At 63.7% G+C, this 24,854-nt stretch carries 19 protein-coding genes and 2 pseudogenes; 3 read left to right on the top strand and 18 right to left on the bottom strand.

The genetic code is table 11. The features are described from left to right. Window positions 1-16: 16 nt before the first annotated feature. Entirely contained in the window at window positions 17-1,606 is a 1,590-nt protein-coding gene (locus ABZN20_RS04275) for a fatty acid cis/trans isomerase (RefSeq protein ID WP_367026863.1), read from the top strand. On the opposite strand, the gene tilS is transcribed toward ABZN20_RS04275, so the two are convergent. Genes tilS through ABZN20_RS04255 form a run of 4 tightly spaced genes read right to left on the bottom strand, consistent with a single transcriptional unit; the run spans window position 1,591 to window position 5,126 of the window. Beyond that, on the bottom strand, window positions 1,591-2,931 hold the full coding sequence (tilS, locus tag ABZN20_RS04270) for a tRNA lysidine(34) synthetase TilS (RefSeq protein WP_367026862.1): 1,341 nt from the start codon (window positions 2,929-2,931) through the stop codon (window positions 1,591-1,593). The genes ABZN20_RS04275 and tilS overlap by 16 nt on opposite strands. 28 nt (window positions 2,932-2,959) lie before the next feature. Next, on the bottom strand, window positions 2,960-3,925 hold the full coding sequence (locus tag ABZN20_RS04265) for an acetyl-CoA carboxylase carboxyltransferase subunit alpha (protein WP_367026861.1): 966 nt from the start codon (window positions 3,923-3,925) through the stop codon (window positions 2,960-2,962). A 37-nt stretch (window positions 3,926-3,962) separates the two neighbouring features. Continuing rightward, window positions 3,963-4,682 carry a dienelactone hydrolase family protein gene (locus ABZN20_RS04260; protein ID WP_218806794.1) on the bottom strand — a complete coding sequence of 240 codons (720 nt, stop codon included), beginning with the start codon at window positions 4,680-4,682 and terminating at the stop codon, window positions 3,963-3,965. Window positions 4,683-4,703: 21 nt separating this feature from the next. Beyond that, the gene (locus ABZN20_RS04255) at window positions 4,704-5,126 is read right to left on the bottom strand and encodes a hypothetical protein (RefSeq protein WP_367027603.1); all 423 of its coding nucleotides are present in this window, start codon (window positions 5,124-5,126) and stop codon (window positions 4,704-4,706) included. Here ABZN20_RS04255 and ABZN20_RS04250 point away from each other — a divergent pair. Beyond that, window positions 5,083-5,263, top strand: a pseudogene (locus ABZN20_RS04250) (transposase); the annotation flags it as partial. The gene ABZN20_RS04255 and the pseudogene ABZN20_RS04250 overlap by 44 nt on opposite strands. Before the next feature lie 443 nt (window positions 5,264-5,706). Here ABZN20_RS04250 and ABZN20_RS04245 read toward each other — a convergent pair. The 3 genes from ABZN20_RS04245 to ABZN20_RS04235 form a co-directional block, all read right to left on the bottom strand. Beyond that, complete coding sequence (locus ABZN20_RS04245) at window positions 5,707-7,236, bottom strand: LodA/GoxA family CTQ-dependent oxidase (RefSeq protein WP_367026860.1); 1,530 nt, start codon at window positions 7,234-7,236, stop codon at window positions 5,707-5,709. Window positions 7,237-7,261: 25 nt separating this feature from the next. Then, window positions 7,262-8,077 (bottom strand): YHYH protein, encoded by an 816-nt coding sequence (locus ABZN20_RS04240; protein WP_367026859.1) that lies wholly within the window; start codon window positions 8,075-8,077, stop codon window positions 7,262-7,264. 84 nt (window positions 8,078-8,161) lie between these two features. Continuing rightward, entirely contained in the window at window positions 8,162-9,820 is a 1,659-nt protein-coding gene (locus ABZN20_RS04235) for a phospholipase C (protein ID WP_367026858.1), read from the bottom strand. A 111-nt stretch (window positions 9,821-9,931) separates the two neighbouring features. Here ABZN20_RS04235 and ABZN20_RS04230 point away from each other — a divergent pair, with 111 nt between their 5' ends. Beyond that, a complete protein-coding gene (locus tag ABZN20_RS04230; RefSeq protein ID WP_367025178.1) occupies window positions 9,932-11,323 on the top strand; it encodes an IS1380 family transposase in 1,392 nt (463 codons plus the stop codon). Between the two features lie 411 nt (window positions 11,324-11,734). On the opposite strand, the gene ABZN20_RS04225 is transcribed toward ABZN20_RS04230, so the two are convergent. From ABZN20_RS04225 to ABZN20_RS04175, 11 genes and pseudogenes are all read right to left on the bottom strand, one after another. Beyond that, window positions 11,735-11,974, bottom strand: a complete 240-nt coding sequence (locus ABZN20_RS04225; protein WP_367026857.1) for a hypothetical protein — start codon at window positions 11,972-11,974, stop codon at window positions 11,735-11,737. A 29-nt stretch (window positions 11,975-12,003) separates the two neighbouring features. After that, entirely contained in the window at window positions 12,004-13,197 is a 1,194-nt protein-coding gene (locus tag ABZN20_RS04220; protein ID WP_367025483.1) for an ISAzo13 family transposase, read from the bottom strand. Window positions 13,198-13,220: 23 nt separating this feature from the next. Next, complete coding sequence (locus ABZN20_RS04215; RefSeq protein ID WP_367026856.1) at window positions 13,221-15,689, bottom strand: YCF48-related protein; 2,469 nt, start codon at window positions 15,687-15,689, stop codon at window positions 13,221-13,223. 141 nt (window positions 15,690-15,830) lie between these two features. After that, a complete protein-coding gene (locus ABZN20_RS04210) occupies window positions 15,831-16,574 on the bottom strand; it encodes an InlB B-repeat-containing protein (protein ID WP_367026855.1) in 744 nt (247 codons plus the stop codon). Beyond that, on the bottom strand, window positions 16,565-18,106 hold the full coding sequence (locus tag ABZN20_RS04205; protein ID WP_367026854.1) for an FG-GAP repeat protein: 1,542 nt from the start codon (window positions 18,104-18,106) through the stop codon (window positions 16,565-16,567). Before ABZN20_RS04205 ends, ABZN20_RS04210 begins: the two co-directional genes overlap by 10 nt. Before the next feature lie 25 nt (window positions 18,107-18,131). Beyond that, on the bottom strand, window positions 18,132-20,033 hold the full coding sequence (locus ABZN20_RS04200) for an InlB B-repeat-containing protein (RefSeq protein WP_367026853.1): 1,902 nt from the start codon (window positions 20,031-20,033) through the stop codon (window positions 18,132-18,134). 74 nt (window positions 20,034-20,107) lie between these two features. Next, window positions 20,108-21,988 carry an InlB B-repeat-containing protein gene (locus tag ABZN20_RS04195; protein ID WP_367026852.1) on the bottom strand — a complete coding sequence of 627 codons (1,881 nt, stop codon included), beginning with the start codon at window positions 21,986-21,988 and terminating at the stop codon, window positions 20,108-20,110. A 32-nt stretch (window positions 21,989-22,020) separates the two neighbouring features. Then, complete coding sequence (locus ABZN20_RS04190; protein ID WP_367026851.1) at window positions 22,021-22,593, bottom strand: hypothetical protein; 573 nt, start codon at window positions 22,591-22,593, stop codon at window positions 22,021-22,023. 8 nt (window positions 22,594-22,601) lie between these two features. Next, the gene (locus tag ABZN20_RS04185) at window positions 22,602-23,153 is read right to left on the bottom strand and encodes a hypothetical protein (protein WP_367026849.1); all 552 of its coding nucleotides are present in this window, start codon (window positions 23,151-23,153) and stop codon (window positions 22,602-22,604) included. A 311-nt stretch (window positions 23,154-23,464) separates the two neighbouring features. After that, window positions 23,465-23,860: pseudogene (locus tag ABZN20_RS04180) on the bottom strand (transposase); the annotation flags it as partial. Beyond that, complete coding sequence (locus ABZN20_RS04175) at window positions 23,761-24,816, bottom strand: transposase (RefSeq protein ID WP_367025156.1); 1,056 nt, start codon at window positions 24,814-24,816, stop codon at window positions 23,761-23,763. The pseudogene ABZN20_RS04180 and the gene ABZN20_RS04175, both read right to left, overlap by 100 nt. Window positions 24,817-24,854 lie beyond the last annotated feature (38 nt).

The raw sequence follows: 24,854 nt of genomic DNA, 5'->3' as shown, positions 1-24,854 counted from the left end.
CAACCTCCAGCGCGGCATGAGATCCCCGGCGGTCACGATCACCGGAATCAACGGTCACGTTCGCCGGAATGCGCAGACCCGGCCGTACGACAGCCCGGGACCCGGAGAATTCTATTACCGCCTGCGGCCGGTGCGGCAGAGCATCGTCGACAAGATCCACATGGTCTACGAACTCGACGACGTCCGGATGCGCCGTTACCGGGAGCTATTTCTGGAACCCGAGTACACGGTCGACCGGCTGCCGGGTTATGCCGCCGCCGACGCCGCCAACCCGTTCAAGACCTACGTCGCCATTCCTCCCAGGTCGCGCTACCGGTTCCTGCTCGACGACGCCCATTTCTTCTTTTCCGGTTTCATGAAGGGGCCGGTCTGCCGGGGACAAGCCGCGCTCAACGTGATCCGGGACCGTTTTTGGGTCGCTTTCACCGATCCGGATGCCGATCCCGTCAGCAACGACGCTCAATTCCTGGCGAACCAGGCGGAGCGCCTGCGGCTGCCGGCCGAGAAGGAAAATTCGCCCGGGATCGGCGACATCTGGTACACCTACCGGGCGCTGGAAGAGGACTATCAGGCGGCCAAGGCGGGCTGGCTGCGGATCCACGGCGATCGCGGCGGCATCGCGCTGCGCGACCTCTGGGACGGCGAAGGCAACAACCGCGATGCCTTGCTGACGGTGTTCCGCCATTTCGACAGCGCTTCGGTCGAGCGGGGGCTGGTCGGAGATACTCCGCTGACCGCCTGGGTCGTCGACTACCCCTTGCTGGAACGGATTCATTATCTGCTGGTTGCAGGCTTCGACGTGTTCGGCAATGTCGGCCACCAGTTGGCGACCCGCTTGTACATGGATTTCATGCGTATGGAGGCGGAAAACAATTTTCTGCGGTTCCTGCCGTCGACCATGAGGCAGGCCGAACGCGCCGGTTGGTACAAAGGCATTGGAGGGGGAGTCAACAACCTTTGGCAGAATCCGGTTTGGGGGCTGGACGGTGAGACGGTCATCGGTTACCGGCCCAAGAAGGAATTTTTCGATCTGGTCCGGGCCCGCTTCGGCGAGGCGGCAGGTCATCCCGACCCGTTCACCGGCTGCGGCGCCGCGGGATGCGGGGACGGCGGTACGCCGACGGTTCCGCCGGCGCAGGCATCCGTGGAGCGCGAACTGCGGCGCCTGGCGTATGCCAAGGGCGGCGGGATCGCCTTTCTTCCCGAGCTGTCCTATCTGCGCATCCGGACGGGGACCGGCGGGGCGGAAGACGGCTGGATCTACAGTCTGGTCAAGAACACCGCGCTCGAAAATGTGTCGATGCTGTTCCTCGAAGAATTGAGGCGGACGCCGGCGGAAGACACACTGACGCTGGTGCGCGGCGTCGTCGGAAGCTATCCGAATTTCTTTTTCGACTTGGACGAAGCCGAGGCCGGCGAATTCGTGGATGCCATCCTGAGCCTGGACAGCCCGAAAGCGTTCGGTCCGAAGCTGGCTGAACGCTTCGGCGTCCACCGCGGGAACCCCGGATTCTGGAAGATATCGGACTGGTTCAACCGGCGGCACCTCGAGGCGAACCCCGTCACGGCGGGCTGGCTGGATCTGAGCCGTTACGACAATTTGTGAGCGTTTTTCGGGTTCCAGCGGACGACGACGTTGGCCTGTGCCGGGGGACCTGCGAATTCGGAAGCCAGCCACCGGCTGCCGCCGATCGCGGCGATCCTGCCGTCGATGCAGACGATGGGCTGGCGGTTTCTCAGCCACGGCGGCAGCCCCGCCTCCTGGAACAGTTTCTTGAGTTCGCGGTGTCCCTTGCGGCCCGCCGGTTCGATCCTGTCGCCATCCCACCGGTAACGCACGGTGATGCGCCCGCTCCGCCATTTGTCCGGATCGATGCCGGGGCCACGTTCCAGCGCAGCATCGAGGCTGCCATTGCCGGCCAGCATGAGTGGCGTCTCTCCGTTCCAGATGGCCGTCCAGGAGGCGTCGAAATCCGCCGCGGGAAGAACCAGATAAAGGCGGTGACGGTAGCGCCGCACCTCTCCGTCGGCCCAGGCGATCGTCGGCGAATGCCCGCCGGCCGTTTCGACGATTTCCCTACGAACCCGCTCCAGCAGCTTCGCCGGGGGCGCGCGCAGACCCCGGTTCCGTATCCAGCGGCGCAGCAGGAGCCGTTGTTCGTCCGGCTGGAGTCTCTGCACCGCATCGAGGTCGAGGCTGCACGAATCGTCCGCGGCCGTCGCGGCGGCCGTCATGGCGTCGGCATGCTTGTCCAGGAGTTCGACGGCTTCGGCACAGTGTCCGGCGCTGCGGGACAGATTGGCCGCGACTGCCGGCCAGCGGTCGGCGAGCCGCGGCATGATCCGTCGACGGATGAAATTCCGGTCATAGCGCTCGTCGCGGTTGCTGGGGTCTTCGATCCAGCGCAGGCCCCTGTCTCGCGCATACGCCAGAATTTCCCGGCGGCTGAAGCGGAGGAGGGGACGGTGCAGGATGCCCGGACCGAAAGGTGCGGCGTTCGGCATTGCGGCAAGGCCTGCCAGCCCCGCGCCACGCAGCAGTTGAAGCAGCAGCGTTTCGGCCTGGTCGTCGAGATGTTGTGCCGTCACGAGGATCTCCCCCGGATTCAGCAAGGCTTCGAGGGCCAGGTAGCGGGCGGTACGCGCCGCCGCTTCGGGACTCTCGCCGGGCTTGGGGCGAGCGTCGACCCGGAGGATGTCCAAAGCGATGCCGTACTCGTCGGCGACCGCCGCACAGTGCCGGGACCAGGCGTCGGCTTCTGGCAGGAGGCCGTGGTGAATGTGGACGGCGCGCAGATCGATGGCGGAGAGGGGGCGAACTTCCTGCATCAGATCGAGCAGGACGGCGGAGTCAAGCCCACCGCTGAAAGCTACCCGGTAGGTCGCGCCGGGGTGGAGGCCGGCGCGGAAACTGTCGAGGCTCAATCTCACCGGATTCGCCCCGTACCGGCGGGTCTCCTCAGGCGACTGGCTCTTCGTAGACGCCGTAGCCCATGAGGCGCTCGTAGCGCATGGCCAGGAGTTCCTCCATCGGCAAGGCGGCGAGTTCCTCGAGGTTGCGTTTGAGTTCGGTCTTGAGGTTGTCGGCCATCCGCTCCCGGTCGCGATGGGCGCCACCCAAGGGCTCCGGCACGATCGAATCGATCAGCCCCAGCTCCATCAGGCGCTCGGAAGTGATGCCCATGGCTTCCGCGGCCAGCTCGGCCTTCTCCGCGCTCTTCCACAGAATGGAGGCACAGCCTTCGGGCGAGATGACGGAATAAGTGCTGTACTGGAGCATCAGCAAACGGTCGCCCACGCCGATGGCCAAAGCTCCCCCGGAGCCGCCTTCGCCGATCACCACACAGACGATGGGGGTCTGTAACTGGGCCATTTCGAACAGGTTGCGGGCGATCGCCTCGCTCTGGCCGCGCTCTTCGGCGTTGATGCCCGGATAGGCGCCGGGGGTGTCGATGAGGCACACGAGGGGCAGTTGGAAGCGCTCGGCAAGCCGCATCAGCCGCAAGGCCTTGCGATACCCTTCCGGCCTCGGCATGCCGAAATTCCGGTAGATTTTTTCCTTGGTGTCGCGTCCTTTCTGGTGTCCGATGACCAGCACGGCGGTGCCATCCAACCGGGCCAGGCCGCCGATGATGGCGGGGTCGTCGGCGAAGGCCCGGTCGCCATGCAGTTCGTGGAACTCCTGGAAGATCAGATCGATGTAATCGCGGCTGTGCGGCCTTTGCGGATGGCGGGAGATCTGGGAAATCTGCCAGGCGCTGAGGGAGGAAAAAACCGATTCGGTGAGCTTGCGGCTCTTCTCTTCGAGCTTGGAGATTTCCTCGGAGATATTGATTTCGTTGTCGAATCCGACGTGTCTGAGCTCTTCGATCTTGGCTTCCAGCTCGGCGATCGGCTGTTCGAAATCCAGGAATTTCAGATCCATTTAGGTGCTGTCAATGGGCCGGGAATGATGTGACCGCTTAGTTTAACACTTCGGCCAGGAAATTCTGCGTCGCCTGCCAGGAGCGCCGATCGGCCGCGGGATCGTAAACGGTGCCGAAGGTCCGGTCGTTGGCCATGGGGTTGGTGAAGGCATGGAGGGTGTGGCCGTACATGTGGATTTGCCAGTCGGCCCCGGCTTCCGTCAGCTCGCGGCCCAAGGCGACGGCCTGATCCGGCGGCGCCATGGGATCCTCGTAACCGTGCAGTACCAGTACCTTGGCGCGGATTTTCCGGCCCGCGGTGTTGCCCGGCGGAGTGAACAGGCCGTGGAAGCTCACCACGCCCCGGAGATCGGCGCCGGTCCGGGCGAGGTCGAGGACGCATAGTCCGCCGAAGCAGAATCCCATCGCCGCGATGCGTCCAGGATCGACTTCGGGAAGCGAGCGTACGGTGTCCAGGGCCGCGGCGATCCTTGCCTGCAGCAGCCCGCGGTCCGCCATGAACGGTCCCATGAGTTGAGCGTTCTGCTCCGGTCCGGTGCCCAATACCCCCTTGCCGTACATGTCCAGGGCAAAGGCGGCGTAGCCCAATTCCGCCAGATGGCGCGCTTTGCCGCACACGAATTCGTCACGCCCCATCCAGGCGTGGGATATCAGGACGGCGGGGCGGGGCAGAGGAAAGCGGTCGTCGCAGGCGAAGTAGCCCGACAGCAGCGTATCGGCGTGGCGGTAATCGATATCCCGTGTCTGCACGGCCATGGGGCGCATCTCTCGTTCAGGTCAGCTAGCGGCTGCGATTTTCCCCGCCTTTCGGCCATCCCGCAAGCTGGAGCGATGTCCGTTGCCTTTCGCGGACATTGCGGACGAATAGCCGAACCTGGCCAGGTATTCTGCGTCGTCGTCCTTGCCGGTCTGCACGGTGAACTTCTGCCGGATGTTGTAGATCAAAGGATCGACCACGATGGGCCAGGCGGCATTCTTCGTACCCACCCGGATGGCGAGACCTTGCTCGGCTCGCGCGACGGTTACGGGCAGGTGCTTGCCCTTCGCGTCGAGGTTGCGGTAGGCGAGGGTGTCGCGGCCGGACGCATCGCTGAACTTGGCGCCTCTGCCGTCGGGGTTGAGCTCGAGGTTCAGGTCGCCGCTGATTCCGAGCCGCAACTTCATCAAAGCGGTGAAGAACGATCTGGCCAGTGATCGCACCGCCGACCACGCCTTCTCTCGCCAACCACCTACGCCTGTTCTATACCTATGCCGGCTATAGCCTGATCCGCAGCCTGCGCGAGAACAGCTTGCGCCACACCGAACTGGCGAAGGTACAGCGATGAGCCTCATCCTGAACTTGCCCTGAGCGAAGTCGAAGGGACTAAGCCGCGATTCACGCCCCAGCAGCAGGCCATTGACTCATCCTGAACTTGCCCTGAGCGAAGTCGAAGGGACTGTTCGAGCTGGCGGTGCGACTGGTGCAGTACAAGGACCGGATCAAGTTGCATCTGCCCAGCGCCAGCTCGGTGAACGACCTGCTGCACCGGCTCTCCGAACGGCTTTACCACGCCGGCCCCTCCTGTCGGCCTGATGGCCAAAAACGCGGTGTCGGACCATGGGCCCGAGGGAGCGGCGCGTCTCGAGTCCGGATTCCGCGGGCTTCGGTCGGCTATCAACGGGCTGGAACCCGTCGATTTCAACCCTCAATGGCCATCCCTGGTCGAGAGGGATCAAAAATTAGGTCGCACGCCCGCAACGTCAACGGACTCAGGTGATTATGAAACATTCGGGCTAACGATCATGGCACCAACCGCCCTGGACTATGAAAGCGACTGCTCGCCATGATCGTTCCCCTCACCCCGGCCCTCCCTAGGGGCCCTTGCTTCGACAATGCCACGGCGGCATTCAGGGTTTCGCCGTAGTCATGCAAGTCGGGTTCCAGGGCGCCTCCCCGCAAGCGCATGTCGGATGTCCAAATCCAGGGTACGCGGGCGATCCAGGGGAATTCCACGCCGGGATGAAAGGCGCCTCCCAGGCATGCCTCCAGGGCGGCCCGATCCAGCGCCGCCGGCTGCTGCTGGAGCGGCAGCGCCGAAAGATGTGTGGGAGTTTTCCGCATTTTGCCGGTGAAGTTCCCGTCCGCCCAGGCGCGGAGCCGGCGGTATTGCAGCGGCGTCAGCGCCAGCCATTGGCGCGGCTCGACCGCGTTCGGCGGCATGGTGACCTTGTCGCCGTAGAGCTGGGGCTCGAGTGAGGGTTCGACTTCGCTGAAATCCGGATTGCGGAACGTCGCAGCAACGCTTTGACGGAATCCCTCGTTCGCGGTCGAGGGATTGGCCAGGCGGCGGCGCCAGCGGGGCTGGGTCCATTCTTGCTCGGAGCCGAAGCCGTGGCTGGCCAGATATCCCGCATTGACCCATTGCATGTCGGCTATACGTTCGAAAATAGGCCAGACGTGCCGTTGAAAGTCGGTCGCCCCGGCGTCCAGGGCTCCGGCTTCGACCAGCGCCGATTCGATGGCGTCATAGAGAGTGACGAGGCCGGCCGGTATGGCGGGGGCGTAGTTCGGACTGCCACAGATCACCCAAGCCGAATCGGCTTCGAAGCTGCGCTCCCCGATACGAACCGTGGCCCTGACCGGACCATCGCAGGTATCGTCGGTCCAGCCATCGTTGTTGGCGAAGCTGCCCAACGGCGGCGCATCCGGTGTGGAATACGCCGTGCCGCTTCCGGGCATCACGACCAAGCGGCCCTTGGCATCGGTCAGCGCTTCGCCCAGGTTCACCGGCGTGCCGGAAAAGCTTCCCCCGTCCAGGGCGAACGGCCCGGCGGCGCCGCCGGAGAGACTGCGCGGCGTGGCGCGGATGACCAGCGATGCCCGGTCCGTCACTGAAGCATTGCGCCGCCCCACGCTGGGCGCGCCCGGTACGTCGAAAGCCGTGTCGACGTTGTATGCCGCGGCCTTGGCGTTGGCGACAACGATCTGCCAGGTGATACCCGCGTCGGCCGCCGTGAGTTCGCAAACCACCCGGCCCTTCCGGTCATAGCCGTATAACCGGAACCGCACCGCCTGCTTGGCCATCGCGCCGCTGGGGTCCTTGAACGGCCCGCGCGAAGTGCTGGCCGGGAGTTCCGGGCCAAAATAGAAATATTCCTGGCTGTTGCCTACGCGGGCGATGCCGACCGTCGGATGAATCGCGACGCGACGGATGGACTGAAGGGCTTTGCCGTCTGGTCCGAGGGAGGCACCGGTTTTGCCGGCAACACCGGCGCAGGCACCGGCGGCGACGGATTGAAGAAAAAGGCGTCTGGAGAAGAGGTTGGCCATTCCTGCGTGTCCTGTGCCAGCGGGTTCATTGGATGATGGCTGCGGGTTGAGAAGCGAGAGAGGGGGCGTCGCCGGCCAGGCAGCGGACGGTATATGGAAAATCCTCGGTCACATGATAGTGGTAAATCCCTTGTGGGAACTCGCCCGTTGGTTCGGCGTGCCCGTTGCATTCATCGAGCTGAGAGGGTTTTGCTCCGTCCTTGCCGAGCGGGCCGTAGATGGGGAAGCCGTCCAGGGCGACGCCGATGAGCTTCGAGTGCTGCTTGGGCTTGTCGAGGGCGTCTGTGATGCAATGCGGTACGCCGTGGTAGTGGTATGCCAAGCCGTTCGGGCCCCCGGGCGGGGTAGGATGAGCATTGCATGCGTCGATGAACGACACGCCGTTGACCGTGAAATTGTGCTGCAGGGCTACTGTTTTGCCGTCTCCTTCATAGGGATTGAACAGCGCGGCGCCGCTTACCAGGACTCCGATCGGCCCAAAGCCTGTCCGGGTCGCATGGGCCTTTTTCGTGGGATGGCGCGGGAGGGTAAACGAATAATTCTGTGGCAAGGTGGGATCGTCGCCTGCATACAGGTCCGCCGGCGATTCCGGCACCACGACGCCCTGTTTCGGCAGGAGATACTTGGGCGGTCGGGGATGGTTGGGGATGCCGTCCGAGGCCAAGGTATAGGTGTCCTTGCCGAAGGTGATCGCGACGTTCTTGCCCCAGGGCGCCCCTTCGATGCCGGGCTTAGTGTCGACGGAAGGCGCATCCGGCGTGGTGCCGGCCTGAGCGGAACACGGCATCCAGATCGCGGCGGCGATCGCAGGGGCCAGGAGTTTGCGGATGTTCGGGTGCATTTTGGGCCTCATAAGATATTCGTCTAGCGGTGTCCCTGCCGGCCATAACGACCGGCAGGGACGATGTCATTGGAGAAGGTTTTTTCAGCGAGCCGATTGGGTCGCCGGCGGCGCCGCGTCGAACACCGAGAACATATCGTTGACCTGCGCGTCGCGGTCGCTGACCGGCGCGAGGCGATAGCGCTTTTCCAGGGTCGCCAGGATCGAGGTGGTGTCGTACTGGGTGCTGTCGACGCCGAACTCGTAGGGCAGCAAGGGCGAAACGACCAGGGCGGGGATGCGGCTGCCCGGTCCCCACTGATCGTGCGGCCCGTTGTCGTTGCCCTGGCCCTGGCCCGGCGGCTGGACGTGGTCGTACTGGCCGCCGAACTCGTCGTAGGTCACGATGACCATGGTGTGTTTCGCGCAGGCGCTGTTCTCCACCGCTTCGAGCAAGGCCACCAGGTGTTCCCGGCCCTGCATCTGGGTGCCGCCCGGATGCTCGCTCCCCGCCGGCAGCGGTTTGACGAAGCTGACCTGCCGGAGTTTGCATGTCTTGGTGGAACGATTCGCGAGCTGGACGAATTCGACTTCGTCGCGCAGATGGACCTTGCGGTTCTTCTTGCCGGCTTTGGTGGAAGCGTCGAACGCCTTGAAATAGTTGAACGGCTGGTGGTGGTACTGGAAGTCCTGATTCACGCAGTTCGGGAAAACGGCTTCGACGTCGGTGTAGGAATCGGTGCACTTCGGTCCCGTGCCGTTGGTCCAGCCCGGCGCGCCGATGTTCCCGTTTGCGTTCGACCAGCCCTCCGCATACCAGCCCCAGCTTATCCCCGCGGCGGAGAGGCGATCGCCGATGGTGGGCGCCGTCTGCAAAGGAAGCCGCTTGTAGTCCTTGGTGCCCGGACTGTACGGCTGCTGATTGGGCTGGGTGGTATTGATCGCGTAGTCGCCGCAGGCGACGCCCGCCGGAGTCGGCGCACGGCCGGCCGGGGGATTGCAGGAAGCGGTCAGCCGACCATCATAAACCGCTTTGCCCAAGGGGCTGGTATAGAGCGGATAGCCGTCGCTGGTGGTGACCGGCATGCCGTTCTCGTCGACCACCGAGTGCTGATCCGTCTTGCCGCCGTCGTTCACCGCATTGGGCCAGATCGGCGTGCGCGCCGCCACCAGCCACTGATGGTTCAGAAACGAGCCGCCGAAGGCCGCCTGGAAGAAATTGTCGGCGACGGCATAGCGCGGGTGGCCGTCCCGATGCAGGTACTGGTAAATGGGCAGCGCCTTGGTGTCGTAGTACGCCATCGTCAAACCGACCGCCTCGCTGCCGGTGACGAAACGGTTCATCTTGCCGCCGTTCAATTGGTACTGATGCTGGTAGAACCGATGGGTCAAGTCCTCGGTGGACGGGTCGGTGCCGTAGGTATTGATCGAAAACGGCGCATTGGCGAACGCGCTTTCGATGTTGTTCGCCGCATCGACGCAGGTGGTCGCCAGCGGCGATGGCGAAGTCAGATTCGAGTCGTTCTGCAGCAGGCATTCGAAAGGCTCGCCGGCCTGATTGACCTGCAGCGCGTAATTGCCGGGCTTGCGTCCGTTCACGCCCTCCCAGTCGCCCAACAGATTGTCGAAGCTGTGGTTTTCCTGGTAGATGACGACGAAATGCTTGACCTTTTTGATTTGAGCCGGGGTGACGGCTTCCGACGGCATCGAGCCCGTACCCAGGCAGGCGGCGAGGAGGCTGGCGGCGAACGGCGGTTTGTGCATGAACCTCATAACCCGGATATTTCAAGAAAGTGGGCGAATCTCGCTTAACCAATTGATATAATTGGAGTTGCGCCAATAACGCTTCGTACGAAGCCTAAACGAGACCGCCCAATGAGTGATTCTATCCCGACCCAGCTCCGTTTTCCCACCGTCGCCGGCTTCACCGTCCGTGCCGACTTCGAAGGCGGCGCGGTGTCCAGCGACTTCGGCGCCCTCCTCCTGCAGGGCGTGGATCGGCAGACCGGATTGATCGCCCGTCTGGCCTCGGCCATTCAGGATCGCCGGCACCCTTCCTACATCGCCCACAGCTTGGCCGACCTCCTGCGTCAGCGCATCTTCCAGACCGCCTGCGGCTATGCCGACGGCAACGACGCCAACAGCCTGCGCCACGATCCCGTGTTCAAGCTGGCGGCCGAGCGGGCGCCGTTGGATGCCGACAACGCCCTGGCTTCCGGCCCCACCTTCTCGCGCTTGGAGAACGGAGTCTCCCGCAAGGACATCTACCGCCTGGCCCGCGCCTTCGTCGATGCCTTCATCGCCAGCTACACCACCCCGCCCGCGGTCATCGTCTTGGACATGGACCACTCCGAAGACCGCACCCACGGGCAGCAGGAACTGGCCTTCTACAATCACCACTACGGCAGCCACTGCTATCTGCCGCTGTTCTTGTTCGAGGGCCTCTCCGGCAAGTTCATCACCGCCGTGCTGCGGCCCGGCAAACGCCCCACCGGGCGCGAGAACGCCGCCATCCTCCAGCGGGTCGTGCGCCGCCTGCGCCAGGCCTGGCCGGATACCCACCTCGTCCTGCGCGGGGATGGCCATTTCGCCAACCCGGAGTTGATGGCCCTGTGCGAAGCCGATGCACGGATGGATTTCCTCTTCGGCCTGGCCGGCAACCAGGTGCTGACGCCCAAGGCCGAGCCGCTGCTTGCCAAGACGCGCGCCTTGCATGCGCAACGCTGTGATTTCGCTCGCCGCGCCGAACAGCCCGAGCCGGCGGCGACCCGTTTGTATGACGAGGTGGCCTACCAGGCCGGTTCCTGGCCCAAGGCCTATCGGGTGGTGCTCAAGGCCGAGGTCATGGGCCTGGGGGACAACCCGCGCTTCGTCGTGACCTCGCTCGCCGACCCGACGCCGGAGGCGCTGTACCGGGATCTGTACTGCGCACGCGGCCAGGACGAGAACTTCATCAAGGCGGTGAAGAACGATCTGGCCAGTGATCGCACCGCCGACCATGCCTTCCTCGCCAACCACCTGCGCCTGTTCTATGCCTGTGCCGCCTACAGCCTGATCCACAGCCTGCGGGAGCACACCCTGTGCCACACCGAACTGGCCAAGGCGCAGCCCATGACCCTCATCCTGAAGCTGTTCAAGCTGGCGGTGCGGGTGGTGCAGTACAAGGACCGGATCAAGTTGCACTTGCCGAGCGCCTGTCCGGTGAAGGCGCTGTTGCACCGGGTCACCGAGATACTCTATCTCGTCCGACCACCGGCCATGGCCTGAAGCGCGCCGTCACCCTCAACCGAGGAGGATCCGGCAGGACTCGGAGGGTTGATTGCGTCCAGTGTCTGGATTCCGGCCACCACCCCCGCGAAAAGAGGCAGGTCGAGGGGCTGCCCATGCCTCATGGGGGGCGTAGGTCAGTTCGGTGGACTGAAAAAATAGGCAGCTGGCCAAGCTATCGGGCGCAGGGGGCATTTTTATGAAACATCCGGGATAAGTATCTCCCTAAGTTATTTTGTACATTCTTTCGTTGAACATGTCGGTTGAGCGCTAACACGTTGCGGTCTGGCGTGTTTCGGAAATTGAGGTCTTTCGGTCGGTGGGGGCTGGTCTCCTGTTTCCTTGATACCGGGGTGAGAAATAACCACTGCGGGTTGTCAGTCCGCAGCGGCTCGGAGGCATGAGTGGACTTCAGCGTGCGCCGACGAATGACACTCGGCGAAACGGCACGTCGACCGGTGGCGTCTGGACCGCCCAGGTCGTCCCGCCGTCGGTGGTCTGCAGAATGATGCCGTGGCTGGCCTCGACGCCGATGCCCCTGCCGACCATCCAAGCCGTATCTTGAGTGGCCGCGCTTACGCCCAAGAGGTAATAGTTGCCGGGCACGTTAACCCGCTGCCGTGCCCAGTCCGTCCCACCGTCGCTAGGCATTGGAACAAAATAAATCTGCCATATGAATGCTACGGCAGGATCGTATAATTCCATTCGCCATGGAAGGCATGGCGCTGTATTTTGAGGCCGTCCATTTCCGCGTCGGTGACCTTGATCCCTTTGGGATATTCGCTATCGTCCAGTTCGCAATAGACCCGCAAGCCTTTGCGATTGGTCGTCGAGGCAATCAAATTCACCACGACCTCGTGACTGATGAGCGGACGACCGCGCCAATTCATCGTGATAAAGGAAAATAGGCGATGCTCAATCTGGTTCCATTTGCTGGTTCCCGGCGGGAAGTGACACACCGTGATGGCCAGTCCTAACTCGGTGGCTAATGCCTGAAGCTCCCGCTTCCATAAGCGCACACGCGAGCCATTGCTCCCACCGCCATCGGCCGTAATCAACAAGTGCCGTGCCTTCGGATAACACGGTGCGCCCATGGAGTGCCACCAGCGGCGAATACTTTCCACCGCGAATTGCGCGGTGTCGTGATCCGTCCCGACATTGACCCAGCCGATATTCAACGTCGGATCGTAAATGCCATACGGTGCCACCTTCCCCAGTTCGGGGTCTTGAAAATCATACACCCGAACGGCTTCCGGCTGCCCTTCGGGGCGCCATTCCAGGCCCTGTTGCTTGAAATTCCCGACCAGTTCCTTCTTCTTGGTGTCCACCGAGATGACCGGATCGCCCCGCCCTTGGAACTGCTTCACCTGGGTGTAGATATGCTCGAACTGGGCATTGCGATCCGGATGCGAACCGCCCTCCAAGGTTTTTCGATTACCTTGCAGGCTATAGCCCAGCGCGCGGAGCAGTTCGCCCACCATCCGATGGCTGGTTCGGTGCCCCATCTCAGTGAGGGCTTCGGCCAATTGCCGCGTGCTCTTACACGTCCAACGCAACGGGGATTCCGGATCCCCGCGCGTCACCGGATCAATCAATCGCTCCAAATCGGCCTTCAGGGTGGAGTCCTGGTCAACCGTCCGTTTCCGGCCTGCCCCCTTCCGGCGAATACGGCCCTGAGGCAAGGCATTCTGTTGTTCCAACTCTTGGCAGCCTTGACGAATCGCCTCTCGACATAAACCGGTTTCCCGTGACACGGCCGAGATTCCGCCTCGGCCAATCGCCAGCGCCTCCGCCCCGGCAACCAAGCGCCGCAGACGCTCGTCCAGGTACCGATCGAGTTTCTCAAAGCGCTTCTTGATTGCGGCATGTTCCATACCGCAACTTTAGAACAAACCCCTCAGTATTTGGAAGAGTTATTTTGTTCCAACGCCCTAGTCCGGTAGGCGACGTTGTAGTCCGCGGCAATCCAGGCGGTCTCGCTGTCCACCGTAGCAACGCCGTTGTTGTGGCTGAGTCCGTGGCCCATCTGGAGTTGCCAGGTCTTGCCGCCGTCCGAGGTTTTCGACACGGTGCTGTCCGTGCCCACCGCCCAGGCGGTCTGCCGGTTCGGGGCGGCCACGTCGATGAATGCCTGGGCGCGCAGTGTGGCGGTGGTACCCTGCCGTTCCCAGGTTCGTCCGCCGTCGGCGGTGTGGAGGACGACGGCATAGCCGTCCTCCTGGTCGCCGACGATCCAGGCAACCTTGGAATCCACCGCGGCCACTTCGTAGAGATTGGTGCTGGTTCCGCTCGCTTGCTGGACCCAAGTCCTCCCGCCGTCGCGGGTCCGCAGAATGGTGCCCCCGTTGCCGACCACCCAGGCGGTCTTCGCATCGGCCGCTCCGATCCCGTGCAGCTCGACGTCCGGGATCGAGCCCGGTTGCCCTTGGCGAACCCAGGTCTGGCCGCCGTCGCGGGTTTTCAGGATCACGCCGTAACCGCCGTCGCGGTCGCCGACGACCCAGGCGACTTCGCGGTTTGCCGCCTTCACGTTGTTGAGCGCCACGTTGGGAACGTCGCCGGCCGAGCCCTGGCGTTCCCAGCGTAGGCCACCGCTGGCGGTATGCAGGATGACGCCGTAGCCGTCCGCCGGCGCGGTGCCGACCACCCAGCCTTGGGCCAGACCGGGGAGGGGGGCGAACACGGCTTTCACGGTCTTGGACTGGTTCAGCTTCACCGTGCAGGGCTTCTTGCCGGAGCAGCCAGCGCCGCTCCAGCCCTTGAAGCGGTAGCCCTCGGCGGGGACTGCAGTCAGGGTGACGGCTGTGCCTTTGGCGAAGCCGGCCTCGCAGGTGGCGCCGCAGTCGATGCCTACCAGCAGGCTCGTCACGGTGCCGCCGTTGGCGGTCACGGTCAGCCGGTAGGCGGAATCGTAGGCATAGACGGCGCCGGCATTCGTCAGGCCGGAGACCGTCGCGTCGAAGGCGCCGATGAAGGCGGTGCCGCCGTTTGCGGAAAGGGCAGTTTTGCCGAAATGGGCATTGGCCTCGGCGTCGCTCGTTCCCGATTCCGTCTGCGCGGTGAGTTTCTGCTGGATGCGCCAGCGCTTGCCCTCGCGGCGATAGAGGTAGGCGGCTCCGGCATGGGTCAGCCCCTCCGCATCGGCGAATGTGGCGCCGATCAGCGCGGTATCGCCATCGGCCGTCAGCGCGCTGGAGCCGAAGAAAGCGTTTTCCATTGCATCCGCCTTGCCGTTGGGAGTCTGCGCGATCAGCTTCTGCTGGATGTTCCAGCGGCCGCCCTTGCGCTGATAAACGTAGGCTGCACCGGCCTGCCGCAGTCCGGAAACGGTGGCTTCGCCCGCGGCGACCAGGGCCGTGTTGCCGTCGGTGGACAGCACTACCGCGCCGCCGAAACGGGCGCCCGGCTCCCTGTCGTCCTTGCCGCGGCTGGTCTGAGCGATCAGCTTCCGCTGAATGGCCCAGCCGGCGTCGGTGGCGCTGTAGACATAGGCTGCGCCGGACCAGTCCTCGGTAAAGTCGGCGCCGGCCAGCAAGGTGCCGCCGTCCGCGGCCAGCGCGACGGCATCGCCGAACTCTGCGCCGGGCGTGGCATCGCTGGTGCCGTCGGTGTTCTGCGCCATTACTTTCTGCCGAATCTGCCAGCCCGTATCGGTGCTCCGATAGACGTAAACCGCGCCGGTATACGACTGGCCGAGTGCGCCTTCGCCCAGGGCTTGGCGGGCGCCGATGGCGGCGGTATGGCCGTCCCCGCTCAAGGCGACCGCCGAGCCGAAGCCGGCATCTTTCGAAACGTCGGCTGTGCCGTCGGTTTTCTGGGCAGTGACTTTCTGCTGAATCTGCCAGAGCGAGCCGTTGCGGCGGTACACATAGGCGGCGCCGGCCCAGGCTTGGCCGGAAACCGTTACACCATCCGCGCCGACCACGGCGGTCCCTCCATCCGCGGCCAGCGCGACCGAGCGGCCGAAGACCGCATCCTTCTGCGCATCGTCGCTGCCGTCGCCGTTCTGCGCCGTCAGTTTCTGCTGGATGGTCCAGCCGGTGCTGGTGCGGGTATAGACGTAGACGGCTCCGGCTGCTTGCAGGCCGTCGACCTCGGCCCCGCCCGCGGCAACCAGGGCGGTATTTCCGTCCGCCGAAAGCGCGATGCGGAACCCGAATTCGGCGGATTTCTGCGCGTCGCCGCCTTCGCTGGTCTGAGCCGTGAGCTTCTGCTGTACGTCGTAGGCGCCCAGGCTTTGGTTTATTGCCGTCTGCAGGTCCGCCGGAAAGTCGATTTCGGGCGTGGCCAGGGCGGCTGTTCCCCATAGCCCCGCCAGGAGCAGCCCGACGATGTGCCAATGCCGGCACGGATTGATGTTGTTCATGACACTCCTCTTACATCGTTTGTGAGTCGTTCCGTGGCCGAATCGCGTGGAACGGTGGCGCGATTCGGCTTACCCATTAGGCTGAGACCTCTGTCTATCCGTTCCGGAAAATCCTCCGGTGTACGCTGCCGGAGGGGATTATTACTGCTGCGGCACGTACTTTGCCTCGACGGTCTTGGACTTGTTCAGCTTCACCGTGCAGGGCTTCTTGCCGGCACAGCCGCCGCCGCTCCAGCCTGTGAACCGATAGCCTTCGATGGGGTGCGCGGTTAGCGTGACGGCCGTGCCTTTAGCGAAACGGGCTTGGCAATAGATGCCGCTGCCGCAGACGATGCCGTTTGGCTGGCTCGTCACCGCACCCACAGCGCCGACGGAAGTCGTTACCTTCAGCACATACGGCGACTCGAACGCGTAGACGGCGCCGGCCCCTGTTTTGCCGGAGGCCGTCGCGTCATAGGCCCCGACCATGGCAGTGCCGCCGTTGGCGGAGAGGGAGGTCACGCCGAAGTGGGCGTTCGCCTCGACGTCGCTGGCGCCCGCATCCGTTTGCGCCGTGAGTTTCTGGCGGATGCGCCAGTGTTTGTCCTGATATCGGTAAAGGTAGGCCGCGCCGGCTTCGGTCAGACCATCGACCGGGGCCTGCTGGGCGCCGATCAGCGCGACGCCGGGACCCAGGGCGCATTTACCAAACCGGGCGTCAGGCGAAGCGTCGTTCTTGCCGTCGGCGGTCTGGGCGGTGAGCTTTTGCCGAATCCTCCAGGTTTCGATTCCGTGCTTGTCTTCGACCATCCGGTAGACATAGGCCGCGCCCGCCTTCGGTTTCCCCGACACGGTTGCCCGGAAGGCCGAAATCAGCGCCTCGGTGCCGTTGCTGTTCAGAGCCACCGAGGCGCCGAAACTGGCGCCCGCTTCGGAGTCGTTCTTGCCGCTGCCGGTCTGCGCCGTGAGTTTCTGCCAGATGCGCCAGCCGTCGCTCCAGGGCTTGTAGACATAGGCCGCGCCGGCTTCAGCGTCGGCGAAATAGGCCCCACCAGCAGGGCGCCGCCATCCTGGGACAAGGCCACGGCGTCGCCGAAGGCCGCGCCGGATTCTGCATCGTCGGTGCCGTCGGTCTTCTGCGCGATGATCTTCTGGCTGACTTGGCAGTGCTTCCGCCAGGGATCCGAGATGTCGGTGGTGCAGCCGTAGAGATAAACCGCGCCGGCGTAGTCGACCATACCCGCGTTCGCGTCGAGCGCGCCGACCGCCGCGGTATTGCCGTCCCCGGTCAGCGCGACCGCCATCCCGAAGTGGCCGAGCTTCACCGCATCGTCGGCGCCGCCGCTGGTCTGGGCAGTCAGCTTTTGCTGGAATAGCCAGCCTCCTCCGGTGCGCGTATAGAGGTAAGCTGCGCCGGCCTCGGCTTGGCCGGCGGCCGTCATGCCATAAGCGCCGATCAAGGCGGTATTGCCGTCGGCAGAAAGCGCGACCGAGGTTCCGAACTCCCCGAATCCCTCAGTATCCTGGGGCACCAGCTTCCACTCGATTGTCCAGCCGGCCGCGTCTAGCGTGTAGACGTAAGCAGTACCGGCATAGGGCAGGCCGGACACTTCCGCAAAAGGCGCGCCGACGAGGGCGGTTCTGCCGTCGGCCGAGAGTGCGATTGCACGGCCGAAGCCGGCGTCCTTCTGTGCGTCGTCGCCGCCGAACATGGTCTGCGCCCTGAGCTTCTGCCCGATGTCGTAAATCAGCGGATCGACCACGACGGGCCATGCCGCGCCGTGGACATCGACCCGGATGGCGAGGGCGTTCCCGGCCAGGGTAAGCTTGGCCGGCAGGTGTTTGCCCCGTGCGTCGACCACATCGAGCTTGCGGTAGGCCAGTGTCTCTTTGCCGGCGCTGTCGACGAGCGTGGCGCCGTGGCCGTCGGTGTCGAGCTTGAGGCTCAAGTCGCCGTTGGCGGACAGGCGCAGTTCCACTTCGCGGACACCGGCCTTGGGTGGGTGGGCCAGGGTGAATCCCTGTTCCAGTCCTTCGGGCCGGTTCTCGTACCATTCGGTGATGCCGTCACGGCGGTACTCCAGACGCGGGCCATGGTTTACAGTCTGGGCGCGCCGAACCGGCGCGATCCGGCCGGGAACACCATAGCCCTGGAGCTTTAGGCCCCAGTGCCAGCTCGAGCCTTTCGTCGAAGGCGCCAGACGGATGCCTTGCCCGTCGAAACCGACGGCGAGGCGCTGTTCGGGATTATGGGCGATGTAGTGTCCGTTAGGGGCGGGTTCGATACGGCGCAGGGTCTCATTGATGGCGGTTCGCAGGTCGGCCGGCGGCTCAAGCCTGGCGGCGGCGCAGGCCGGCAGGCTCAAGGCTTCGATGCCTGCCGCAGCGATGAAAAGCCAGGCGAAGTGCCGGGATTGGAGTGCTGTACGGGTATTCATTCTATTCTCCCAAATCGTTGGTGATTTATTCGATGCCGCTGGGTTTGACGGGCTTTACCGTGCGGGTCTTTGTGCCAGAGCCGCCGCTGCTCCAGCCCTTGAAGCGGTAGCCTTCGGCCGGTACGGCTGTCAGAGTGACGGCGATGCCTTTGGCAAAGCCGGATTCGCAGCTGGCGCCGCAGTCGAGGCCAACTGGACTGCTCGTCACCGTACCGCCGCCGTTGAGGGTCACGCTCGGCCGATACGCCGAGTCGTAGGCGTAGAGCGCTCCGGCCTTCGCTTTGCCGGAAGCCGCGGCCCCGAATGAGCCGACCAGGGCGGTGGCGCCGTCGGCGGAGAGGGCGGTCACACCAAAACGGGCGTCGGCCTCGGCGTCACGGGTGCCGGCGTCCGTTTGCGCCGTGAGTTTCTGGCGGATGCGCCAGTGCTTGTCCCGATATTGGTAAACGTAGGCAGTCCCGGCTTTGGCAAGCGCATTCACCTCTGCCTCTTCGGCGCCGATCAGCATAGTGGTTCCCGCCAAGGCGCATTTGCCGAACCGGGCATAAGCCGATGTGTCGTTCCTGCCATCGGCGGTTTGAGCAACCAGCTTCTGCTGAATCTTCCAGGTTTCCACGCCGTGCTTGTCCTCGATCAACCGGTAGACGTAGGCAGCTCCCGCCTCGGCCTGGCCAGCCACGGTCGCCATACAGGCGGAAATCAGCGCGGTCGTGCCGTTGTTGTTGAGCGCCACCGATGCCCCGAACATCGCGCCCGCCTCGGAATCATCCTTGCCTCCGGCGGTTTGCGCCGTCAGCTTCTGCCAGATGCGCCAACGTTCGTTCCAGGGCTTATAGACATAGGCCGCGCCTGCTTCCGCATGGGCGAAATTGGCCCCAACCAGCAACGCGCTGCCGTCGGAAGACAAAGCCACAGCGGTTCCGAAAGCTGCGAGTGCCTCGGCGTTATCGGAGCCGTCGGTGTTTTGTGCGCAGAGTTTCTGCTTGATCCGCCAATCGGCCCCAACGCGGCCGAAGAGGTAAACCGCGCCGGCGCCTTTGACCGAGCCGGCGTCAGAGCCGACCGCGCCGATTGCGGCGGTGTCGCCGTTCCCTGTCAGCGCCACCGCCATCCCGAAGTAGCCGCCTGCCACGGTGTCGTCGGCCCCGTCGCTGGTCAGGGCCGTCACTTTCTGCCGGATTGCCCAGCCTTCAGGCTCACGGACATAGATGTACGCCGCGCCGGCGTCGGCTTTGCCACCGGCTGTAGCATCCATCGCGCCGATCAGGGCAACGCTGCCGTCCTCAGAGAGTGCGACCGAGTAGCCAAACTCCGCGAAGCTTGCCACGTCGCTCGCTCCTGAGCCGGTCTGGGCCGTCAGCTTTTGCTCGACCGTCCAGCCGGAAGCGCCACGCGCGTAGATATAGGCGGCGCCGGCAGCGGTTTGTCCGGAAACGTTGGCACCCGGCGCTCCAACCAAGGCGAGGCTGCCATCGGCCGACATCGCAATCGACCGGCTGAAGTCGGCGCCCGCTTGCGCATCGTCAGTACCGCCGCCGGTCTGCGCCGTGAACTTCTGCCGGATATCGTAGATCAGCGGATCGACCACGACGGGCCACGCCGCGCCTTGGACATCGACCCGGATGGCAAGCACTGTTGCGTCAAGCACGAGCCTGGCCGGCAGGCGTCTGCCTTGAGCGTCGACTGCGTCCAGCTTGCGGCAGGCCAGCACGTCGCGGCCGTCTCCGTCCACGAGCGTGGCGCCGAGGCCGTCGGCGTCGAGCTTGAATGCCAGGTCTCCATCAGCGCCGAGCCAAAGCTCGATTTCTCGGGCGCCACCCTGGGGCGGTTGGGCCAGGGTGAAGCCCTGTTCCACCCCTTCCGGCCGGTTTTCGTACCATTCGGTGATGTTGCCGGCGCGGTATTCCAACCTTTTGCAGGTATTCATACTTCTCTCCCATGTCGCTTGTTATTCTCTGCCGCCGGGTTCACGATCAAACCCGGCGGATTTTGATATGGGACTTAGCGAAGAAACTCCGCTTTTACCGTGAGGTCCGCATCGAGAGTAACATGGCACTGCGAATTATCCGAACTGATGCTCTCGCAGTTTTCCCAGACCATATCGGCGACGTTATACCCCGAATAGGCCGTGGCTTTGAGCGTAATTGCCGTGCCCGAGCCAAACGATGCTTCACACGAGGAGGCGTTTTTTCCGCAAGATATGCCCGTCGGGGAGCTGACAATCAATCCATCGCCTGGATTGGAGTTATATTTTCCTGTGACCTTCAGCGTATAGTTTATTTGCCCGAATATCGCCGTAATTGTGGTATTTCCGCTGATCTTCTTGATCCAGCAGTAGGCGCCGTCTCCTTCGACCTTTTCACAGCCGGTCCAGGTCGGGTATGAATACCCGGTGTCCGGTGTCGCCTCCAAGAAGACGAGGCTGCCGTCCTGGAAGGTTTCGCTGCACTCGGTGAATTCCCCGCTGGAGGTCGATCCGCAGTAAATGCCACCGGTATCGCTGGCGACCAGGCCATGCTCGATCTTACCGCCGTCGGCGCCGGCGACCGTCACGGTATACGTGGGGACCGGCGTCGGCGTCGGGGTTGGCGATGGAGTCGGCGTAGGCGTTGGATTGGCATCTTTGATGACAAGTTCGAATTTCTTTGAGCCGGCAAATCCTTCGCCGTCGGTGTGTCGGGTCAGCGTGTAGGACCAGCCGTCGATGGTAGTAGAAACCGATTCACCTTCGGAGAAATAACCGGCATCACTCCAATCGCCATAATTCGGGAGAGTGACATTGCAGCTCGGATAGTCGATATAGTAATTCATGCATTCGACCTCTCCTTGGCCACGGCTGGTATTTATCTCAATATAGGTAATGCTGTTATATAAGAATGTGGAAGGCCCGGTCTTGGTATAGCTTTCCGATGGTCTAAGGTCAGTCCATGGTCCTTGGACGGAATCCCCGTACTGAATCGTCTCGTTGAGATTGTTCGTGAGCGTGATATCGACTCCGTTGGAAACGAATCTAGGCTGAGCGACGATAGGCTTTTCCGCAGGCGAGACATTCTCCGTCGCTTGAGTTTCGGAGGCCGAAAGCCCGGGACCGGCCGGCTCCGGCTTTTTCCTGCCCACGCTCAGTGCCAGCGTATACCGGAGATCGGGATAGGTGGTTTGCTTGACCGTGTGTTTGCGGGCGTCGCCGCCCACGGCCACGGTCAGGAAGTTTTGCCCGCCCGGTTTCAGCTTGACCCAGCCGGTGACCTGGGCCACATCCTGGCCAGCAGTGCCGTAGGCGGTGTCCCAGCCGCTACTCTTAGTGCTGCCGCCGGTGAACGGGGCCAATTGGCTCGCCCAGAACGCCGGAGCGGACTGGAAGAATTGCGGAAACCAGCCCAGGTTGCTGCCGATGTCCTGCGCGCCCTGCCAGAGCGTGAGCGCGGGAATCAGCGGATTGTCCGCGGCAGCGTCGACGCGCCGGGCCGTGGCCGACACCCAAACGCCCTTCAGGCCGCTCTTCTGGAGCGCGTTCAGGTCGAGCACGTACCAGTTGGACTTCGAGGCGTTGCCGTAACAGGTGCCGAAGTCCTCGTTGTTGGGGAGCAGCGGGTTGGCGTAGGAGTCGCACCAGGAGGTGGCCGAAAGGGAAGGCACCAGGATCTTGGCTTTAGCGAGTTTCTGGTAAGGCGGCGTCACGTCGTCGCCGGTCCTGACCACGAATTCGGGCGCGCCGGGTTTCACGTCCTGTTTGTCGAACACGACAGTGCTGACCCAGGGAATGGGCGAATCGTCGAAGCCGAGGCCGTCGCCACCGAAGATCGTGGCCGCGCCGGCCGGGCCGGCGAGGGCAGCCAGGGCGCCTGCCACGGCGCGGAACAGGTTTTTGTTTATGGTTTTCATCACTGAATGCTCCTGAAATTTCCTGGGGGTGCTTACGGGGCGGGCTTCAAGATCAGCTCGAAGCTCTTGGCGCCTCTGAGAGCCGCGCCTGCGCTCTCGTCGCTGTGCCGGGTGACGGTGTAGGACCAGCCGTCGACGGTGACGGCGGCGGTGTCCCCGACGTCGAAAATCCCAGGGTTCCATTGGCCATGGCCGGTAATCTGGGCGAATGCCACCGGGTAGCCGATGATGCCGTTCTGCACCAGGAACTGGTCGTCGCCATGGCTGCTCTTGACGTAGACGTTGGCGTGATTGACCTCGAAATTGCCGATGCCTTGCACGGTGAGACTTTCGGAGGGCTTGACCTCCGTCCAGGGACCGGAAGCCTGGGAACCCACCTGGATCGTCTCATTGAGGCCGTTGGTCACGGCAACCTTCAGCGGGCTGGCCAGGTAGCCGCCCTGCCCGGTAGCGGCGCCGCCGGCCCTGGGCGTTTGCGCTGGGGTCGCCGATGCACCGTTCCCCTCTGCCGGCTTCTTCTTGCCGACGGTCACGCTCAGCGCGTACTTGCATTGGCCGTCGCTCGTCCGCTGCTTGACGATCCGCTTGCGGGCATCGCCGCCCACGGCTACCGTCAGAAAATTGCGCCCGCCAGGCTGCAGTTTGACCCAGCCGGTGACTTCCGTCTGATCCTGGGCGGCGGTGCCGTAGGCCGGGGCCCAGCCGTGCTCTGGGTATTGCCGCCGGTGAAGGGGTTCAACTGGTTGGCCCAGAACTTCGGCGTGGACTGGAAGGACTGGGGAAACCATTGCAGGTTGCTGCCTTCCGTTTGCTTGCCCTGCCAGACGGTGAGCGCCGGAATCAGCAGGTCGTCCACCGAGGTTTCGGTGCCGTCGCTGACGCGCTTGGCTGTCACGGAGACCCACACGCCTTTCAGTCCGCTTTTCTGGAGCGCGTTCAGATCGAGCACATACCAGTTGGATTCCCAGCCGTTGCCGTAGCAGAGATTGAAATCCCGATTGTTGGGAACCAGCGGATTGGCGTAGGAATCGCACCAGGAGGTCGCTGCAAGATAAGGCACCCAGATCTTGGTACTGGAACCCTGCTGCGAAGGCGGCGTCACGTAGTCGCCGGTCTGGACCAGGAACGCGGCCGCTCCGGCTTTGGCGTCCTTCTTGTCGAACACGATGGTGCTGACCCAGGGGATGGGTGAGTCGTCGAAGCCGATGCCGGAGCCGCCGAGGATTTCGGCTGCACCGGCCGGGTCGGCCAGGGTGATTAAAGCGCCTATCGCGGCATCCAGACGGGTTTTCTGATTTCTAGGAGTCTGTCGGACTATGGATTTACTCGGGTCGGGATTCTTGGAATCGAGAATTTTTCGGGGGCATTGGCGGGGTAGTCACCAGCGTTTCGCGTCGATAACTAGACCAAGATGTGCCCCGCCTCCCCCATGGCGGCGCTATTGGTGTGTAACGCTTGGTTTTTACGTGAAGCCTGTCACGCTGCCGCCAACACGTGCATCCGCCTCAGATTGAACGCCATCGCCACCAGCTTCCATTCTCCGGCCACTGCCTCCAAGCCGCGCAGAGAGAACTGGCGGAATCCCAAGACCTGTTTGATGATGCCGAACACCGGCTCCACCGTGGATTTGCGCTTGGCGTAGCGGGCCTTCCCTGCCTTCGTTTTGAGTTTCCAGGCCATCTTCTCCACGGGATCGGTGGTTTCCGGTTCCGGGGCATCCGGAGCCAGGCGTTCCGCCAGCGGCACGTGATGGCTGTCCCGTCCCATCGCGATCAGCGGTTCGATCTGCTGTTCGCAGCAGGCGTGCACGTTGCCGGCGCTGAAGTAGCCCGTGTCGGCCAGCAGGGCTTCGGGCTTCCCCAGGCTTCCGGCAGCTTCTCGATCTCGGCCAGCATCGGTTCGACCTGCTGCTTGTCGTTGGTCTGCTGACTGACGGTGGTGGCGACGATCAACATCGTCTCCACATCCACCGCAGCCTGGCTGTTATAGCCCTGGAGGAAACCCGCGTGGCTCGGCATGATGCGGGATTCCTCGTCGGTCAGATTGATCTGGTCGCTGGCCTTCGGCCCGGTTTCCGGCGGCTTCGGCTCCTGCCCACGTGGCTTCTTGCCCGCCTGCCGCTGGCCTTCGCGACGGGCTACCTTGGCTTCATAGTCCTGCTGCGCCCGGGCATCGCGCTCCGCGACCCGCTCCACGATCTTGGCCTTCGCCTCCGCCAGGGCCTTCAGCCGATCCTGCCGCCGCGCCAACTCCTCTGGCAGGTCGATGCCGTCCGGCTCCTCCGCCCCGTCGGCCTCCGCCGCCTTCTGCAACAAGGCCTGCACCTCCTCCCGCAACTGCGCTTCCAACTTCTCGATGTGGCCATGAGACAAGGCCTTGTGCTTGGAGGCGTTGGCCTTAATCTTGGTCCCGTCCAGGGAAATCTGCCCGAGCCTCACCAGCTTCATCGCCTGCGCCAGGCTCAAGACCTGAACGAACAGGTCCTCCAGCTCCCCCAGAAAGGTCTTGCGAAAGTGGGCCAGGGTGTCATGATCGGGATGGGTTTCCGCCGACAGAAAGCGGAAGGCCACCGAATCGTAGGTGGCCCGCTCAATCTTGCGGCTGGAGAACACCCCGGTGGCATAACCATAAACCAGCAGGGCCAGTAGTACCGACGGATGGTGCGCCGCCGACCCGCGCCCCGAGTAGCGGCTCGTCAGTCGACTTAAATCCAGCTGATCGATGACCTCGACGAGGAACCGTGCCAGGTGGTTGGCTGGCAGCCATTCGTCAACCGAGGGCGGTAGCAGATACTGCTGGTGGCGATTGACGGGGATGAAGCGGCTCATCGGGTCTCACCTTGTCGCGATCTATCCGGAATAGGCCG

This window comes from Methylococcus sp. ANG (assembly GCF_040730495.1).
Lineage (GTDB): Bacteria > Pseudomonadota > Gammaproteobacteria > Methylococcales > Methylococcaceae > Methylococcus.
The sequence above is the reverse complement of the archived record's forward strand: the minus strand, read 5'-3'. Positions and strand labels throughout refer to the sequence as shown.